The 15801-nt window shown below is 71.6% G+C and carries 13 protein-coding genes; 2 read left to right on the top strand and 11 right to left on the bottom strand.

Features of this window, described 5'->3' with window-relative positions; translation table 11 throughout:
* Nucleotides 1-127 precede the first annotated feature (127 nt).
* The gene (gene lepA / locus ADK65_RS08050; RefSeq protein WP_053669128.1) at nt 128-1996 is read right to left on the bottom strand and encodes a translation elongation factor 4; all 1869 of its coding nucleotides are present in this window, start codon (nt 1994-1996) and stop codon (nt 128-130) included.
* Between the two features lie 240 nt (nt 1997-2236).
* Here lepA and rpsT point away from each other — a divergent pair, with 240 nt between their 5' ends.
* Nucleotides 2237-2503: a 30S ribosomal protein S20 gene (gene rpsT / locus ADK65_RS08045; protein ID WP_053669127.1), complete on the top strand. Its 267-nt coding sequence runs from the start codon at nt 2237-2239 to the stop codon at nt 2501-2503.
* A 173-nt stretch (nt 2504-2676) separates the two neighbouring features.
* Here the strand turns inward: rpsT and ADK65_RS08040 are convergent, their stop codons facing one another.
* Nucleotides 2677-3072: a nuclear transport factor 2 family protein gene (locus ADK65_RS08040; RefSeq protein WP_053669275.1), complete on the bottom strand. Its 396-nt coding sequence runs from the start codon at nt 3070-3072 to the stop codon at nt 2677-2679.
* Nucleotides 3073-3172: 100 nt separating this feature from the next.
* On the opposite strand from ADK65_RS08040, the gene ADK65_RS08035 reads away from it, so the two are divergent.
* Nucleotides 3173-3598, top strand: a complete 426-nt coding sequence (locus ADK65_RS08035; RefSeq protein ID WP_053669125.1) for a VOC family protein — start codon at nt 3173-3175, stop codon at nt 3596-3598.
* A 26-nt stretch (nt 3599-3624) separates the two neighbouring features.
* On the opposite strand, the gene holA is transcribed toward ADK65_RS08035, so the two are convergent.
* From holA to leuS, 9 genes are all read right to left on the bottom strand, one after another.
* Nucleotides 3625-4614 carry a DNA polymerase III subunit delta gene (gene holA, locus ADK65_RS08030; RefSeq protein ID WP_199825587.1) on the bottom strand — a complete coding sequence of 330 codons (990 nt, stop codon included), beginning with the start codon at nt 4612-4614 and terminating at the stop codon, nt 3625-3627.
* A 68-nt stretch (nt 4615-4682) separates the two neighbouring features.
* Entirely contained in the window at nt 4683-4928 is a 246-nt protein-coding gene (locus tag ADK65_RS08025) for a hypothetical protein (RefSeq protein ID WP_078955868.1), read from the bottom strand.
* 38 nt (nt 4929-4966) lie between these two features.
* Nucleotides 4967-5848, bottom strand: a complete 882-nt coding sequence (locus ADK65_RS08020) for a YceI family protein (RefSeq protein ID WP_107092230.1) — start codon at nt 5846-5848, stop codon at nt 4967-4969.
* A gap of 173 nt (nt 5849-6021) precedes the next feature.
* Entirely contained in the window at nt 6022-6852 is an 831-nt protein-coding gene (locus tag ADK65_RS08015) for an arylamine N-acetyltransferase family protein (protein WP_053669118.1), read from the bottom strand.
* Between the two features lie 4 nt (nt 6853-6856).
* Nucleotides 6857-9475 (bottom strand): ComEC/Rec2 family competence protein, encoded by a 2619-nt coding sequence (locus tag ADK65_RS08010; protein ID WP_078955859.1) that lies wholly within the window; start codon nt 9473-9475, stop codon nt 6857-6859.
* Nucleotides 9472-10647, bottom strand: a complete 1176-nt coding sequence (locus ADK65_RS08005) for a ComEA family DNA-binding protein (RefSeq protein WP_078955858.1) — start codon at nt 10645-10647, stop codon at nt 9472-9474. The genes ADK65_RS08010 and ADK65_RS08005 overlap by 4 nt, the downstream gene beginning before the upstream one ends.
* Nucleotides 10648-10766: 119 nt before the next feature.
* Nucleotides 10767-11612 carry a DegV family protein gene (locus ADK65_RS08000; protein WP_053669112.1) on the bottom strand — a complete coding sequence of 282 codons (846 nt, stop codon included), beginning with the start codon at nt 11610-11612 and terminating at the stop codon, nt 10767-10769.
* Nucleotides 11613-11684: 72 nt separating this feature from the next.
* Complete coding sequence (locus ADK65_RS07995) at nt 11685-12491, bottom strand: hypothetical protein (RefSeq protein WP_078955857.1); 807 nt, start codon at nt 12489-12491, stop codon at nt 11685-11687.
* A 138-nt stretch (nt 12492-12629) separates the two neighbouring features.
* A complete protein-coding gene (gene leuS, locus ADK65_RS07990; protein WP_053669108.1) occupies nt 12630-15509 on the bottom strand; it encodes a leucine--tRNA ligase in 2880 nt (959 codons plus the stop codon).
* Nucleotides 15510-15801: the final 292 nt, after the last annotated feature.

Below are 15801 nucleotides of genomic sequence, written 5' to 3'. Positions count from 1 at the left end.
GCGTAAGGGTCCGCGGCCTGTCACTTCGTACAGAGAGCTACCCCGCGAACGCGCAGGGCCCGCCGCACTTTCGCACGGCGGGCCCCTGTTCAACCCGGATTGCGGTGTAACCCGCGGTAATCAGTGATTACTTCTTGCCCTTGCCCGACCCCGCGCTGTCATCACTCGACAGGACGGCGATGAAGGCCTCCTGCGGAACCTCCACGGAACCCACCATCTTCATCCGCTTCTTGCCCTCCTTCTGCTTCTCCAGCAGCTTCCGCTTACGGGAGATGTCACCGCCGTAGCACTTGGCGAGGACGTCCTTACGGATGGCGCGGATGGTCTCGCGGGCGATGACCCGGGAGCCGATGGCGGCCTGGATGGGCACCTCGAAGGCCTGCCGCGGGATGAGCTCGCGCAGCTTGGCGACGAGCCGCACACCGTACGCGTACGCGGCGTCCTTGTGGGTGATCGCCGAGAAGGCGTCCACCTTGTCGCCGTGCAGCAGGATGTCGACCTTGACCAGGCTGGAGGTCTGCTCGCCGGTGGGCTCGTAGTCGAGGGAGGCGTAGCCGCGGGTCTTGGACTTCAGCTGGTCGAAGAAGTCGAAGACGATCTCGGCGAGCGGCAGGGTGTAGCGGATCTCGACCCGGTCCTCGGAGAGGTAGTCCATGCCGAGCAGGGTGCCGCGCCGGGTCTGGCACAGCTCCATGATCGAGCCGATGAACTCGCTGGGCGCGAGGATGGTGGCCCGCACGACCGGCTCGTAGACCTCCGAGATCTTGCCCTCGGGGAACTCGCTCGGGTTGGTCACCGTGTGCTCGGTGCCGTCCTCCATGAGGACGCGGTAGACCACGTTCGGCGCGGTGGCGATGAGGTCGAGGCCGAACTCGCGCTCCAGCCGCTCCCTGATCACGTCCAGGTGCAGCAGGCCGAGGAAACCGACGCGGAAACCGAAGCCGAGGGCGGCGGAGGTCTCCGGCTCGTAGACGAGGGCGGCGTCGTTGAGCTGGAGCTTGTCCAGCGCCTCGCGCAGCTCGGGGTAGTCGGAGCCGTCCAGCGGATACAGGCCCGAGAAGACCATCGGCTTGGGGTCCTTGTAACCGCCGAGCGCCTCCTCGGCGCCCTTGTGCTGGCTGGTGACGGTGTCACCGACCTTGGACTGGCGGACGTCCTTCACACCGGTGATGAGGTAGCCCACCTCGCCGACGCCGAGACCGTCGGCCGACAGCATCTCCGGGGAGTTGGTGCCGATCTCCAGCAGCTCGTGCGTGGCTCCGGTGGACATCATCCGGATCCGCTCGCGCTTGTTGAGCTGGCCGTCGATGACACGGACGTACGTCACGACACCGCGGTAGGAGTCGTAGACCGAGTCGAAGATCATCGCGCGGGCGGGGGCGTCGGCGACACCGACCGGTGGCGGGATCTCCGCGACGACCTTGTCGAGCAGCGCCTCGACGCCCAGGCCCGTCTTGGCGGACACCTTGAGCACGTCCTCGGGGTCGCACCCGACCAGGTTGGCGAGCTCCTCGGAGAACTTCTCGGGCTGCGCCGCCGGCAGGTCGATCTTGTTGAGCACCGGGATGATCTTGAGGTCGTTCTCCATCGCCAGGTAGAGGTTGGCGAGGGTCTGCGCCTCGATGCCCTGGGCGGCGTCGACCAGGAGGATGGTCCCCTCGCACGCGGCGAGCGACCGGGAGACCTCGTAGGTGAAGTCGACGTGCCCGGGGGTGTCGATCATGTTCAGGATGTGCGTGTCGTTCTTGTCGTGGGTGGGAGCCCACGGCAGACGCACCGCCTGTGACTTGATCGTGATGCCACGCTCGCGCTCGATGTCCATGCGGTCGAGGTACTGGGCGCGCATCTGCCGCTGCTCGACCACTCCGGTGAGCTGGAGCATCCGGTCGGCGAGCGTGGACTTGCCGTGGTCGATGTGCGCGATGATGCAGAAGTTGCGGATCAGAGCCGGGTCGGTACGGCTCGGCTCGGGCACGTGGCTGGGGATCGCGGGCACGCAGGGTCCTGATTCTTGAGGCGTCCGCAGTGTCTGCGGTCTCGGGTCGGATCGATACGTAGCCTCCATGGTCCCACGGGTGGGGACCACGGACGGGTTTGGGCCGCGGAAGGGGCCGCTGGTAGCCTGGGTGGCTGTGCCTCATGCCCTCTCGCAGGAGGCACGACCCAAGAAATCACCCGGTGCGGGAATCGTGCGGTGTCCGTGCGGCCTCGTGCCAGAACCTGAGAAGGCTCATTCGTGGCGAACATCAAGTCCCAGATCAAGCGGATCAAGACCAACGAGAAGGCGCGGCTGCGCAACAAGGCCGTCAAGTCCTCCCTCAAGACCGCGATCCGCAAGGCCCGTGAGGCTGCTGCCGCGGGTGACGTCGAGAAGGCCACCGAGTACCAGCGCGTCGCCGCGCGTCAGCTCGACAAGGCCGTCTCGAAGGGCGTCATCCACAAGAACCAGGCCGCCAACAAGAAGTCGGCGCTGGCTTCGAAGGTCGACGCGCTCAAGGGCTGACATCTGATGTGACGCCGGAGGGAACCGAGCGGGCCCTCTCTCATCCGCTCCCGTCCGGCACCCCGGATCCGCGCGCGGCCTGCGTTCGCCACGCGGGCGCGGATCCAGCAGCTCGTACCGAAGGCCCCGCCTTCCGCCCTTCCCCAGGGCGGTCGGCGGGGCCTTCGGCCTGTTCAGGACCAGAACTCGTTGTTCTTGTCGATGTCCTCCACGCACTCGTCGAGGTCGGTGACCTTGTCTCCGACGATCCGGAAGACGATGCAGCCGGTGTCGTCGAGGCTCTTGCCGTTGCGCTCGGCCATGAAGCGGGTCATGCCGACCGCGTGACCACGGCCGTCGACAGCGATGCCGATCAGGTCGACGCGCATGGTTCCGTTCGTCTCCGCGCCGAGCCGTTCGTACATCTCGATGATCGAGTCCACCCCTTTGTAGTCGCCCGACAACGGGTGATCGCCGGGCACGTGGTGGGTGGCGTCCCCCGCCATCAATCCGCGCAGAGTGTCCATGTCACCACGCGAGAAGGCCTCGAATCCCTTGCGGACCAGCGCTGCGTGCGGGTGTTCAGCCATGGTCTTCGCCACCTCTCCGTCACTTGGCGACGTACGGCTGATACACCCGATTCTCCTCTCCGGCAGGAAGAGGGCGACTCGATCACGGCACAGTGGAGAGATGGACGCACACGACACCGAGGCACCGGTCCTGGTCCGCGCGGCGACCAGGCTCCCCGCCCAGGACCTGGAGCGGGCGCGGCGCTTCTACGCGGAGAAACTGGGTCTGGATCCCGTGGACGAACGCCCCGGCGGGCTGCTCTACCGGTGCGGCGGCGCGGAGTTCGTCCTGTTCCGCTCGACGGGGGCCTCCCCGGGCACCTTCACGCAGATGGCGTTGGAGGTCGAGGATCTCGATGCGGCGGTCGCCGAACTGAAGCGCCGCGGGGTGGTCTTCGAGGAGGTCGACGCCCCGGGCTTCCGCACGCGGGGCGGAATCGCCGAGATCGAGGGCAACTACCCCAGCAAGGTCGCGCGGGGCGAACGCGGCGCCTGGTTCCACGACAGCGAGGGCAATCTGCTGGGGATGGGGGAGCCGGTGTTCTGAGGCAGTCCCTGTCGGCCCGGGTCCCGCTAGCCGCGCCCCCTGGAGCGGGCCGCCCTGGCGATGGTGACCACTGCTTTCTCCAAGGCGTACTCGGGGTCGTCGCCCCCGCCCTTCACCCCCGCGTCCGCCTCGGCCACGGCCCGCAGCGCGACCGACACGCCGTCCGGGGTCCAGCCCCGCATCTGCTGCCGCACCCGGTCGATCTTCCACGGCGGCATGCCCAGCTCCCGCGCGAGATCCGCCGGCCGCCCTCCGCGCGCGGAGGACAGCTTCCCGATCGCCCGGACCCCCTGCGCGAGCGCGCTCGTGATGAGCACCGGCGCGACCCCGGTCGCCAGCGACCAGCGCAACGCCTCCAGGGCCTCCGCGGCCCGCCCCTCGACCGCCCGGTCGGCGACCGTGAAGCTCGACGCCTCGGCCCGCCCGGTGTAGTACCGCCCGACGACCGCCTCGTCGATCGTCCCCTCGACGTCCGCGACCAGCTGCGACACCGCCGAGGCCAGCTCCCGCAGATCGCTGCCGATCGCGTCGACGAGCGCCTGGCACGCCTCCGGCGTGGCGGACCTCCCCGTCGTCCTGAACTCGCCCCGCACGAACGCCAGCCGGTCCGCCGGCTTCGTCATCTTCGGGCAGGCCACCTCGCGGGCCCCCGCCTTGCGCGCCGCGTCGAGCAGCCCCTTGCCCTTGGCCCCGCCGGCATGCAGCAGCACGAGGGTGATCTCCTCGGCCGGTGCCCCGAGGTATGCCTTCACGTCCTTGATCGTGTCGGCCGACAGATCCTGCGCGCCGCGCACGACCACGACCTTGCGCTCCGCGAAGAGCGACGGGCTCGTCAGCTCGGCGAGCGTGCCGGGCTGCAACTGGTCCGGGGTCAGGTCCCGTACGTCCGTGTCGGCGTCGGCCGCCTTCGCCGCGGCCACCACCTCCTGCACCGCACGGTCGAGGAGCAGCTCCTCCTGGCCCACGGCTAGCGTCACCGGGGCGAGGGGGTCGTCATTCGCAGTCTTCCTGGCCATCGCCCCAAGCATCCCACGCGCCACTGACAGCGGACCCCGACGCGGGCCGTACGCGCTCGGAGGACCGCCTACGGTTCCTCCCGCCAGCCCTCCCACTCGCCGGCCAGCCGGTCCAGCTCCCCGGAATCCAGCCGCTTGTCCTCGTCCCGCAGGACGACCAGCCACTGCGCGTCCTCGGCGTCGTCCTCCCCGGCGAGGGCGTCCCGCACCAGGTGCGGCTCCTCGACGACCCCGAACCGCTCCCGCAGCGCCTCCACCACCTCTTCCGCGGCATCACGGTCGGGCAGCACCAGCACATGTCGCACATCACTCACGCCGGACATTGTCCGACACCGCCGCGCGGCCGGGTCACTCAGCCCTTGCGGACGATCTGCACATCGAGGTCGACCCTGATGCTCGGCCCCACCACCGCGATGCCGCGCGCCAGCATGGTCTGCCAGCTCACCGTGAAGTCGTCCCGGTGCAGTTCGGTCGTGGCGCGGCAGGCCGCCCGCACCTCGCCCTCCATGCCGTTGCCCAGACCCAGGTACTCCGTGTCCAGCGTGACCGTCCGCGTCACGCCGTGCAGTGACAGCGCCCCGGTCACGGCCCACCGGTTCCCGCCCTTGTGCACGAACCGGTCGCTGTAGAACTCCAGCGTCGGAAACCTCTCGACGTCCAGGAAGTCCGCCGAGCGCAGATGGTCGTCCCGCATCCTCATGTTGGTGTCGATGGACGCCGCGTCGATCACCACGTGCATCGCCGACCGCTCCACCGGATCGGCGACCCGCAGCACTCCCGCGAACGACTTGAACTGCCCGTGGATGCGGGCCAGTCCGATGTGCCGCGCGGTGAAGCCGATCGAGGAGTGCGCCGACTCGACCTCCCAGTCACCGGTAGCGGGAAGCTCCGGCGGCCGGGCGACCTGCAGCGTCACGTCCCCGAGTGACGCGAGCGCGTTCTCGGTGACCTGCGTCGTCGCCCGGTAGGGCGTGTACCCCTCCGCCGACACCGCCAGCCGGTACTCCCCCGCCGGCACCGTCGTCACGAACGATCCGTACGGATCCGCTCCGCCGCTGACGACCGGCCGCCCCACGGCGTCCGTCACCGCGAACTCCGCGTGCCGGACCGGTTCGTTGACCGGGTCCAGCACCCGGCAGGCCAGCACCCCCGCGCTCGGCGGTGTCGGCACCGCCGCCAGGGGACTCGTCCGGTGCACCCGGTCGGTGCGGCTTGCCCGCCAGCGGCCGATCATCCACGGCTCCTCTGAGTGACTCGAAATCGCCTGTTGATCACTGTTGATCACACGTACCGAAGACGCATTCGACCACCCATGAGGCTTTCGAGGCAACACGGGACCACATCACGGGAATCCAGCAGATGTGCTGGTACTACGCCTGAGTAGCCCCCTGTGGCCGCAATTGACCTCTAAGCGGGATTTCGCGACACCGGCACCCTGTCGAGCTCGATCCCGAACCGCTCCCGGTACACCCCGAGCACCTCCTCGTCCGTCGCCAGCTCCCTCTCCTCGCGCGTGCCGTCGGCCGCCGTCACCGTGAGCCGGCGCCCGCTGAGCGTGATCCGTCCTCCCTCCTCCGTCACCAGCGAACACACCAGCGACCGTGTGAAGTGCGAGACCGGCGAGGTGCTGTGCCACCACGCTCCGGCCGCGAAGTCGGCGAGCGCCCGCGGCCGCACCTCCAGGCGGTACTGCGCCCTGCCGTCCCGGAGCACGTCCAGGTCCGCCGCCTCCACCGTGCCGTGCCCCCCGCGCACTCCGGCCGCGTCCGGCCCCGCCTCGACGACCCGGAACATGCCCGCCGGATCCTGCTGCTCCCCCCGCTCCCCGAACGCCAGCGGAAGATGACTGTGCGCGCCGAACCCGACATCGGCCAGCCAGTCACCCCCGTCCACCGTCCGTACCCGCAGCGCGAGATGGTCGTACGGGATGCCGGGCCGCCCCTCGTCCCCGTACACCCGCGCCGCCAGCAGCGTCACGTCGTATCCCAGCGCCGTGAGCAACGCCCCGAAGGAGCCGTTGAGTTCGTAACAGAACCCGCCCCGCCGCCCGTCCACCACCTTGTCCAGCAACCGCTTCTCCTCCAGCACGATCTCCTCGCCCAGATGGATCGAGAGGTTCTCGAACGGCACGGCCCGCAGGTGCCGCAGGTGCAGTTCGCGCAGCGCGTCGACGGTGGGCCACGCCGGGTGTCCCACTCCCAGTCGGCGGAGGTACGCATCAACCTGGCTTGAGTTCATGCCTTCAGTCTCGCGCCACCGCCAGCTCGTCGCCGCCCTCTCCCATGACCGCGAGCGCGCCGTCCCGGTCCGTCCGCAGCACCGTCGCGCCCCCGGCGCTCAACGCCGCCACCGTGCCCGGTGCCGGATGCCCGTACGAGTTGTCCGCACCGCAGGAGATGAGGGCCAGGCGCGGGGCCGCCCGGCGTATGAGGCCCGGGTCCTGGTAGGCCGAGCCGTGGTGGGCGACCTTCAGCACGTCCACCCCCTCCAGCGCCTCGGCTGCCGGCGAGCGCGCCAGTGCCCTCTGTGCCGGAGGCTCCAGATCTCCGAGGAGGAGCAGGCGCAGTCCGGCCGAGCGGACCAGCAGGGCGACGCTGGCGTCGTTCGGCCCCTCCGGCGCCGGGTGGGCCGGACGCACCCCCGCAAGCACCCCCGGCCGCGAGTCCGGCGGTGGGCTGTCCGGCGGTGGGCTCGGGGGCGGCCAGACCACCTGCCAGGACAACTCACCCGTGCGCCGCCGCTCCCCGACCGCCGCACGTGTCACGGGAATCCGCCGCGCCGCCGCCAGCCTCCGCACGAACGCGGCCTGGTCCGCGGGCTCCTCCAGCCCCGTCGTCTCGATCGCGCCCACCGCCCGTCCACGCAGCACCCCGGGAAGGCCCGCCACGTGATCGGCGTGGAAGTGGGTGAGCACGACCAGCGGGATCCGGCTGATGCCCAGTGAGCGCAGACACCGGTCGACGAGCCGCGGGTCGGGCCCCGCGTCCACCACCACCCCGGCCCCCTCGCCCGCCGCGAGCACCAGGGCGTCGCCCTGCCCCACGTCACACATCACCAGCCGCCAGCCGGGCGGCGGCCAGCCCGTCACCACCCGGGTCAGCGGTGGCGGCTGCACCACCACCAGGAGCAGCAGCACCCCGCAGATCCCGCACCACCAGGGATGCCCGAGCAGCCGCCGTCCGACGAGCACCAGGGCGAGGGTCACGGCCGGCAGCAGCGCCGCGCCCGCCCAACTGCCCGGCCAGTCCACTCCCCCGCCCGGCAGTGCCGCCCCGGCCCGGGCGATCCCCGCGATCCACTCGGCGGGCCAGTGCGCGCACCAGGCCAGGGCCTTGGCCACCGGCATCGCCACCGGCGCCGTCGCCAGTGCCGCGAACCCCAGCACGGTCGCCGGCGCGATCGCGAACTCCGCGAGCAGATTGCACGGCACCGCCACCACACTCACCCGCGCCGACAGCACGGCGACGACAGGCGCGCACAGGGCCTGCGCGGCTGCGGCGGCGCCCAGGGCCTCCGCCCACCTCGGCGGCACCCCTCGCCGCCGCAACCCGGCACTCCAGCGCGGCGCGAGTGTGAGCAGGGCACCGGTCGCGACGACGGACAGCAGGAACCCGTAACTCCGTGCCAGCCACGGGTCGTACAGCACCAGCAGCAGAACCGCCGTCGCCAGCGCCGGGATCATCGACCTCCGGCGACCGGTCGCCAGGGCGAGCAGGGCCACGGCCCCGCAGGCCGCGGCCCGCACCACGCTCGGATCCGGTCTGCACACCACGACGAACCCGAGCGAGAGCACCCCGCCGAGCACGGCCGTACCGCGCAGTGAGACACCCAGCCGGGGCGCGAGCCCCCGCCGTTCGACGTGCTGCGCCAGGCCGGGCGGACCGAGGAGCAGCGCGAGGAGGATCGTGAAGTTGGCGCCGGAGACGGCCAGGGTGTGCGTGAGATCGGTCTCCTTGAACGCCTCCTCCAGCTCGGGCGTGACACGTGAGGTGTCCCCGACCACCAGTCCCGGCAGCAGTGCCCGGGCGTCCGCGGGCAGCCCGTCGGTCGCCTGCCGAAGCCCGGCACGCAGCCGCCCGGCGAGCCGCTGCGGCCCGGAGGGCCCTCGCACCACGTCCGGTGCGCCCTGGTCCCGCACGCGCAGCACTGCCGCGACGCGGTCTCCGCCCGTCATGGCGGGTGCCAGCCGGGCGTCGACCCGCAGCCGCGTCGACGGCAGCAGCCCGAGCCATGGCGACCGCCCCCTCCCTCTCCCTCCGGCCGCCCGGTCCAGTGGGGCCGGGCCCACGTCCACGATCATCAGCACCGGTGTCCGTGTGGTCAGCACCGCGCCGCCCGTCTCGTGGACCCGCAGCACGTCGGCGTCGATCAGCACGGCTGTCGGAGCCACGTGATCGCCGCTCACGCGGGGCCGGGTGAGCCGGGGGTCGGACGTGAGCTCGACCTCGGAGGTCACCGTCGCGTACTCCCGCGCCAGGCCGGGCACGGGTCCCCGGCGCAGATCCGCCCCGTGCAGTCCGGCCGAGGCGGCAGCCCCGGCGACACACAGCAGCAGGGCGGCGAGCGTGGCGCGCGGCCATGACGCGGCCCGACGGCCCCGGGCCAGGGACAGCAGTCCGGCGGCCGCCAGGCATCCGATCACGATGCCGAGCGCCCACCGGGGCGAGGCGGGCAGGACCAGCGCCGTCGTGCCCCAGGCCGCGAGGGCGGGCGGCACGAGCCGCAGGTCCGCCGGGCCTTCCTGGCGTGGACGGGCCGTGCCGAGACGCGTGCCGGAGGACGCGTGCACGGACGACCGGGCGGGGCGGAGCCCGGGCGCGGCCTCGTCCTGCCGTGCCGGGGCGCCTGGGCGGCTCCTCATGGCCGTACGAGGTCGCGCAGGTCGGCGAAGCGGCGGTCGCCGATGCCGTTCACCTCGCGCAGCTCGTCCACGGAACGGAAACCGCCGTGCTGCGTGCGGTAGTCGATGATGTGCTGTGCCAGCACCGGACCGACGCCCGGCAGGGTGTCGAGCTGGTCCGCGGTGGCCGTGTTGAGGGAGACCGGCTCCGCGGGTCCCGCCACCCCGCCCGTCACCCCGGCCGGGCCGCCCGGAGCCGTACCGCTCATCCCCGGTCCGCCTGCGGGAGCCGGTCCCCCGACGATCACCTGCTCGCCGTCCACGAGGAACCGGGCACGGTTGAGCCCGTCGGTCTTCGTGCCCGGCTTCACCCCGCCCGCCGCCTGCAGCGCGTCCGCCACCCGCGAGCCGGGCGGCAGCCGGTGGATCCCCGGCTCGCGGACCTTGCCACCGACGTCCACGACGATCTCGCCGGCCGCCGCCTTCAGGGACCCGGACGGGGCCTCGGAGGACGCACCGGAGGAAGCTCCGACGGCACCAGGGCCCCGCTTCTGTCCGTCCGGCCCGCTCTCCTGCCGCTCGCCGAACGGCACCGCCGCCCGCACCACCTCCGGCGCCCGCACGGACTGCGTCCGCCCCGTCCAGAAGTGCTGCGCGGCGAATGCCGCCGCGACGACGAGCACCACCGTCAGGGCCAGTACGCTCCGCCGCTCCAGACCGCACCTGGACTGCACCCACAGCGGCATGCGCTCCCGCAGCGCCAGGCCCGCCCGCTCCCTCCAGGCTCCCTCCACGGCGCCGCCCTCCGGACCGGCCGGCGGAAGGGGGACGCCCACGGGCTGCCCGAGGGTCTCCCGACCACCGAGCCACCGCCCGTTCTCCTCACCACGGGCCGGGCCCGGCCGCCCGTTCTCCTCACCCTCTGGCGGACCCGGCGGTCCCTGCCCCGACTCCCGGTGCCCTGGGGGCCGTTCGGCCGGCTCGGCCCGCCCCGGATGCACCACCGGCCCGGTGCGGTCGCCGAACAGCGCCCCCGCGCGCCGCCGGAGTTCCTCCGCCGAGGCATGACGCTGTCCGGCCCGCCCGCGCGCGGCCGGCGGGCGTCGGTGAGGACGGACGCGCCCGTCGGACCCCGGCCCACGGCCGGGCCCACTGGTCGCTGTCGCTGTGCGTGAACGTGATCGAAGTGCCATGTGACGAGGATCGGCCACCTCGCCCGACCCGCGATGATCATGGTCAATTCCCGGGGACAGAGCACCGGTTGTGGACAACTCCGTCACTCACACGGGCGACCGGAGACCCACAGCAACGTTCACCGGGGCGAAACCACGACTCCCAGCAGCCCGGGCCCCGTGTGCGCCCCGATCACCGCCCCGACCTCACTGACATGCAGATCGGCCAGCCCGGACACCCGTGTCCGCAACCGGTCGGCGAGGGCCGAGGCCCGGTCGGGGGCGGCGAGATGGTGGACGGCGACGTCAACCGGGGCGCTGCCCGCGCGGTCGGCGGCGATCTCCTCCAGGCGGGCGATCGCCTTGGAAGCGGTCCGCACTTTCTCCAGCGGTTCGATACGGCCGTCGGCCAGCTGCAGCAGCGGCTTCACCGCGAGCGCCGAACCCAGCAGCGCCTGAGCGGCGCCGATACGGCCGCCGCGCCGCAGGTAGTCGAGGGTGTCGACGTAGAAGTAGGCGGAGCTGCCCGCGGCCCTCTTCTCCGCCGCTGCGACGGCCTCGTCGACCGTCCCGCCCGACTCGGCGGTCTGCGCCGCGGAGAGCGCGCAGAAGCCGAGCGCCATCGCGATCATGCCGGTGTCCACCACCCGCACCGGCACCGGCGCCTGCCGTGCGGCCACGACGGCCGCGTCGTACGTGCCGGACAGCTCTGCGGAGAGGTGGAGGGAGACGATGCCGGTGGCGCCGGACTCGGCGACCTTGCGGTAGGTCTCCTCGAAGACCGCCGGAGCGGGCCGCGAGGTCGTCACGGACCGCCGCTTCTGCAAAGCCTGGGCGAGGGCCCGGGTCGAGATCTCGGTGCCCTCCTCCAAGGCCCGGTCACCGAGGACCACGGTCAGCGGTACCGCTGTGATGCCGTGACGCTCCATCGTCCGGGTCGGCAGGTAGGCCGTTGAATCGGTGACGATCGCGACATGGCGGGACATGAGCTGGAGGTTACCTGCCGTAGCGCTCGTGTGGCAGCCCGGGCCCCGCGCCCTGCGGCGCGAGTGGCCGGTTCAAGTGGTGCTCTCGGGACGGGGCTTCTTCTGCCAGGGGTGCGTCAGACGCGGTCCCGGCGGCGTGATGGCGGGCCGCGTCGGTTCCTGCGCGGGGCCCGGCTGCGCACGGTCCGGCCAGGTCTGCCCGGCCGTGCCGGCGTCGGCGGCGGGCGCCTCGGGCCACGGCGGCGTCGCGGGCCGCGGCGGCGAGCCGGGCTGCCGCGCGGACGCGGACTGCTGCGAGGACGCGGACCTCTGTGCGGACCCGGACTGCGGTTCCGGCCCCGTCCAGTGCCGCAGCGCGCCGGACTCCAGGTCGATCTGGGCGCTGAGGGTGTCCAGGTCGTCGTCGGCGAAGCGGCGGGCCCGGTCGCGGGCCGCCCAGCGCAGCGAGTCCGCCGAGTGCGTGATGCGTTCGGTGCGCTCGCGCAGGCCGGGCAGCCGCTCGGTGAGAGCGGCGCGGTCCGGCTCCGACTCCAGGCGCTTGAGCTCGCCGTCCAGCTCGTGTCCGAGCGCGCTGAGCCGCTCGAAGAGGCCGACGGACTCCTTCAGGGACGCGTCCTCGGCGGCGGCCGCGTGCAAGGCGTCCTGGGTGGCGCGCATCGAGGTGCGCAGCTTCAGCCGGAGCTGGGCCAGTTCGCCCGCGGCTCCGGGCTGGGCGAAGGACTTGGCGCGCAGTGTGTGGTCCTCGACCGTGCGGCGGGCCTGCGCGATGCCGCGGTCCACGCCGCGCCTGGCGGCGCCGACCGCCTTCACGGTGGCGTACGCCCCGAGCCCGAGAAAGAGCACGAAGAGCAGGGCGAAGACTGCGATCACTGCTTCCACAAGGGCTCCTCCTCAGGACGTCACGGCGCCTCGCGTCGCTCTTCCACGGTAAACGCAACGGGCAGGTCCGGAGTTCCAGAAAAACCCCGAACCTGCCCGTAGGGGACCACCCCGAGAGCGGCCCTCACGCCCTGCTCGCTAGGCCGGAACGATGTTCACCAGCTTCGGCGCGCGCACGATCACCTTCCGGATCCCGGCGCCGCCCAGCGCTGCGACGACCTTCTCGTCCGCCAGCGCGGCCTTCTCCAGTTCCTCGTCGGAGATCGACGGCGCGACCTCCAGCCGCGCCTTGACCTTGCCCTTGATCTGCACGACACAGGTCACGGTCTCGTCGACCACGTAGGCCGGGTCGGCCACCGGGAACTCCCGGTGCACCACCGAGTCCGTGTGCCCCAGCCTGCGCCACAGTTCCTCGGCGATGTGCGGGGCCAGCGGCGCGACCATCAGCACCAGCGGCTCGGCGACCGAGCGCGGCACGGCGCCGCCCGCCTTGGTCAGATGGTTGTTCAGCTCGGTGACCTTGGCGATGGCGGTGTTGAACCGCATGCCCTCCAGGTCGCCGCGGACCCCGTCGATCGCCTTGTGCAGGGCGCGCAGCGTCTCCTCATCGGGCTCGGCGTCGACGACGGTCACCTCGCCGGTCGCCTCGTCGACGATGTTGCGCCACAGCCGCTGCAGCAGCCGGAACTGACCGACCACCGCGCGCGTGTCCCAGGGACGGGAGACGTCCAGCGGGCCCATGGCCATCTCGTACAGGCGCAGCGTGTCGGCTCCGTACTCGGCGCAGATCTCGTCCGGAGTGACCGCGTTCTTCAGGGACTTGCCCATCTTGCCCAGCAGCCGGGAGACCTTCTCGCCCTGGTACCAGTAGGCGCCGTCGCGCTCTTCGACCTCGGCGGCCGGCACCGCGATGCCGCGGCTGTCGCGGTAGACGTAGGCCTGGATCATGCCCTGGTTGAACAGCTTGTGGAACGGCTCGGCGGAGGAGACGTGTCCCAGGTCGTACAGGACCTTGGACCAGAAGCGCGCGTACAGCAGGTGCAGCACGGCGTGCTCGGCGCCGCCGACGTACAGGTCGACACCGCCGTGCGGCATGCCCTCGCGCGGGCCCATCCAGTACCGCTCGATCTCGGGGTCGACCAGCTTCTCGGAGTTGTGCGGGTCCAGGTAACGCAGTTCGTACCAGCAGGAACCGGCCCAGTTGGGCATGGTGTTGGTCTCGCGCCGGTACGGGCGCGGGCCGCGGCCGTCGCCCAGGTCCAGCGTGACGTTCACCCAGTCCTCGTTGCGCGACAGCGGCGTCTCGGGCTGGGTGTCGGCGTCGTCCGGGTCGAAGGTGCGGGGGCTGTAGTCCTCGACCTCGGGCAGCTCCAGCGGCAGCATCGACTCGGGCAGCGCGTGGGCGATGCCGTCCTCGTCGTAGACGATCGGGAAGGGCTCGCCCCAGTAGCGCTGACGGCTGAACAGCCAGTCGCGCAGCCGGAAGTTGACGGTGCCCTCGCCGAAGCCCGCGCTTTCCAGCCATTCGGTGATGCGCGCCTTGGCCTCGGCGACGTCCAGGCCGTCCAGGCTGACCTGGTCGTTCGAAGAGTTGATGATCTTCGCGTCGTGCGACGAGAAGGCGTTCTCCCAGGTCGAGGTGTCCGTGCCGCGGTCGTCGGTCGGCTCGACGACGCAGTGGACCGGCAGCTCGAACGCGCGGGCGAACTCGAAGTCGCGCTGGTCGCCGGCCGGCACGGCCATGATCGCGCCGGTGCCGTACCCCATCAGCACGTAGTCGGCGATGAAGACCGGGACCTGCTCGCCGTTGACCGGGTTGGTCGCGTACGCGCCGATGAAGACACCCGTCTTGTCCTTGGCCTCGGCCTGGCGCTCCACGTCGGACTTGGACGCGGCCTGGGCGCGGTAGGCGGCGACGGCCTCGGCGGGGGTGGCGTGGCCGCCGGTCCACATCTCGTGGGTGCCCTCCGGCCAGGCGGCGGGGGTGAACTTCTCGACCAGCGGGTGCTCGGGCGCCAGCACCATGTAGGTGGCTCCGAACAGGGTGTCGGGGCGGGTGGTGAAGACCGTGATGCGCTCGCCGTCGATGGGGAAGTCGACGCGGGCGCCCTCGGAGCGGCCGATCCAGTTGCGCTGCTGCAGCTTGATGGCCTCGGGCCAGTCCAGCGCGTCCAGGTCCTCCAGCAGCCGGTCGGCGTAGGCCGTGATGCGCATGTTCCACTGGCGCAGCTTGGCCTTGAAGACCGGGAAGTTGCCGCGCTCGGAGCGGCCCTCGGCGGTGACCTCCTCGTTGGCCAGCACGGTGCCCAGCCCGGGGCACCAGTTGACCGGCGCGTCGGAGGCGTAGGCCAGGCGGAACTCGCCCAGGACGTCGGCCCTCTCGGCGGCGCTCAGCTCGCTCCACGCGCGTGTGTGCCCGGGTACGGGCCGCTCACCGGACTCGAACTCGGCGACCAGCTCGGCGATCGGGCGGGCCCGGCGGGCGTCGTGGTCGTACCAGGAGTTGAAGATCTGCAGGAAGATCCACTGGGTCCACTTGTAGTAGTCCGGGTCGATCGTGGCGAACGACCGGCGCTTGTCGTGGCCCAGTCCCAGCCGGCGCAGCTGGGACTTCATGTTCTCCATGTTGGCCTCGGTGGACACGCGCGGGTGCGTGCCGGTCTGCACCGCGTACTGCTCGGCGGGCAGGCCGAAGGCGTCGAAGCCCAGGGTGTGCAGGACGTTGTGGCCGGTCATCCGCTGGAAGCGCGCGAAGACGTCCGTGGCGATGTAGCCCAGGGGGTGGCCGACGTGCAGGCCCGCACCGGAGGGGTACGGGAACATGTCCATGATGAACTTCTTGGGGCGGGCGGCGATCTCCCGGTCACCGGCCAGGTCACCCGTGGGGTTGGGCGCGGCGTAGGTGCCGTCGGCGTCCCAGAAGTCCTGCCAGCGTGCCTCGATCTCGGCAGCCATGGCGGCCGTGTAGCGGTGCGGCGCCGCCACCTCGGAGGCGGCGGCGGGGTTCGTCTCGCTCATGATCCTCAAAGCTCCATCGATCGTCTCTGCCTGCGGCTGTCTGGTTCGAGAAACGAAAAATCCCCTCACACAGGAGGGGACGCCGCGCCGATGCCGGCCACTCGACTTCTCCGGTGGCCGGGACTGATCAGCGCGGCCCGCTAAGCAGAAGGCGTACGGCACGCATGGCGCTAGGGTACCGCAGGCTCTCAGCGTGCCGCGACGCGCTGTGGAGGGGCGATCCGGCGTCCGAAATGCTGAACCTTGGTCAATAGTTACTTCGCGTAACAGCCGCTAAGGGACATCGCCGCAG

Source organism: Streptomyces sp. NRRL B-1140, assembly GCF_001280065.1.
Lineage (GTDB): Bacteria > Actinomycetota > Actinomycetes > Streptomycetales > Streptomycetaceae > Streptomyces.
Note: the sequence above shows the minus strand (reverse complement) of the source record. Positions and strands in the feature narration are given on the sequence as shown.

Excerpts from the sequence above, each read along its gene's own strand:
- ADK65_RS08040 (WP_053669275.1), bottom strand. The coding sequence starts at position 3,072 with ATGGCTGAACACCCGCACGCAGCGCTGGTCCGCAAGGGATTCGAGGCC.
- ADK65_RS08035 (WP_053669125.1), top strand. The coding sequence starts at position 3,173 with ATGGACGCACACGACACCGAGGCACCGGTCCTGGTCCGCGCGGCGACC.
- holA (WP_199825587.1), bottom strand. The coding sequence starts at position 4,614 with ATGGCCAGGAAGACTGCGAATGACGACCCCCTCGCCCCGGTGACGCTA.
- ADK65_RS08020 (WP_107092230.1), bottom strand. The coding sequence starts at position 5,848 with ATGATCGGCCGCTGGCGGGCAAGCCGCACCGACCGGGTGCACCGGACG.
- ADK65_RS08015 (WP_053669118.1), bottom strand. The coding sequence starts at position 6,852 with ATGAACTCAAGCCAGGTTGATGCGTACCTCCGCCGACTGGGAGTGGGA.
- ADK65_RS08010 (WP_078955859.1), bottom strand. The coding sequence starts at position 9,475 with ATGAGGAGCCGCCCAGGCGCCCCGGCACGGCAGGACGAGGCCGCGCCC.
- ADK65_RS08005 (WP_078955858.1), bottom strand. The coding sequence starts at position 10,647 with ATGGCACTTCGATCACGTTCACGCACAGCGACAGCGACCAGTGGGCCC.
- ADK65_RS08000 (WP_053669112.1), bottom strand. The coding sequence starts at position 11,612 with ATGTCCCGCCATGTCGCGATCGTCACCGATTCAACGGCCTACCTGCCG.
- leuS (WP_053669108.1), bottom strand. The coding sequence starts at position 15,509 with ATGAGCGAGACGAACCCCGCCGCCGCCTCCGAGGTGGCGGCGCCGCAC.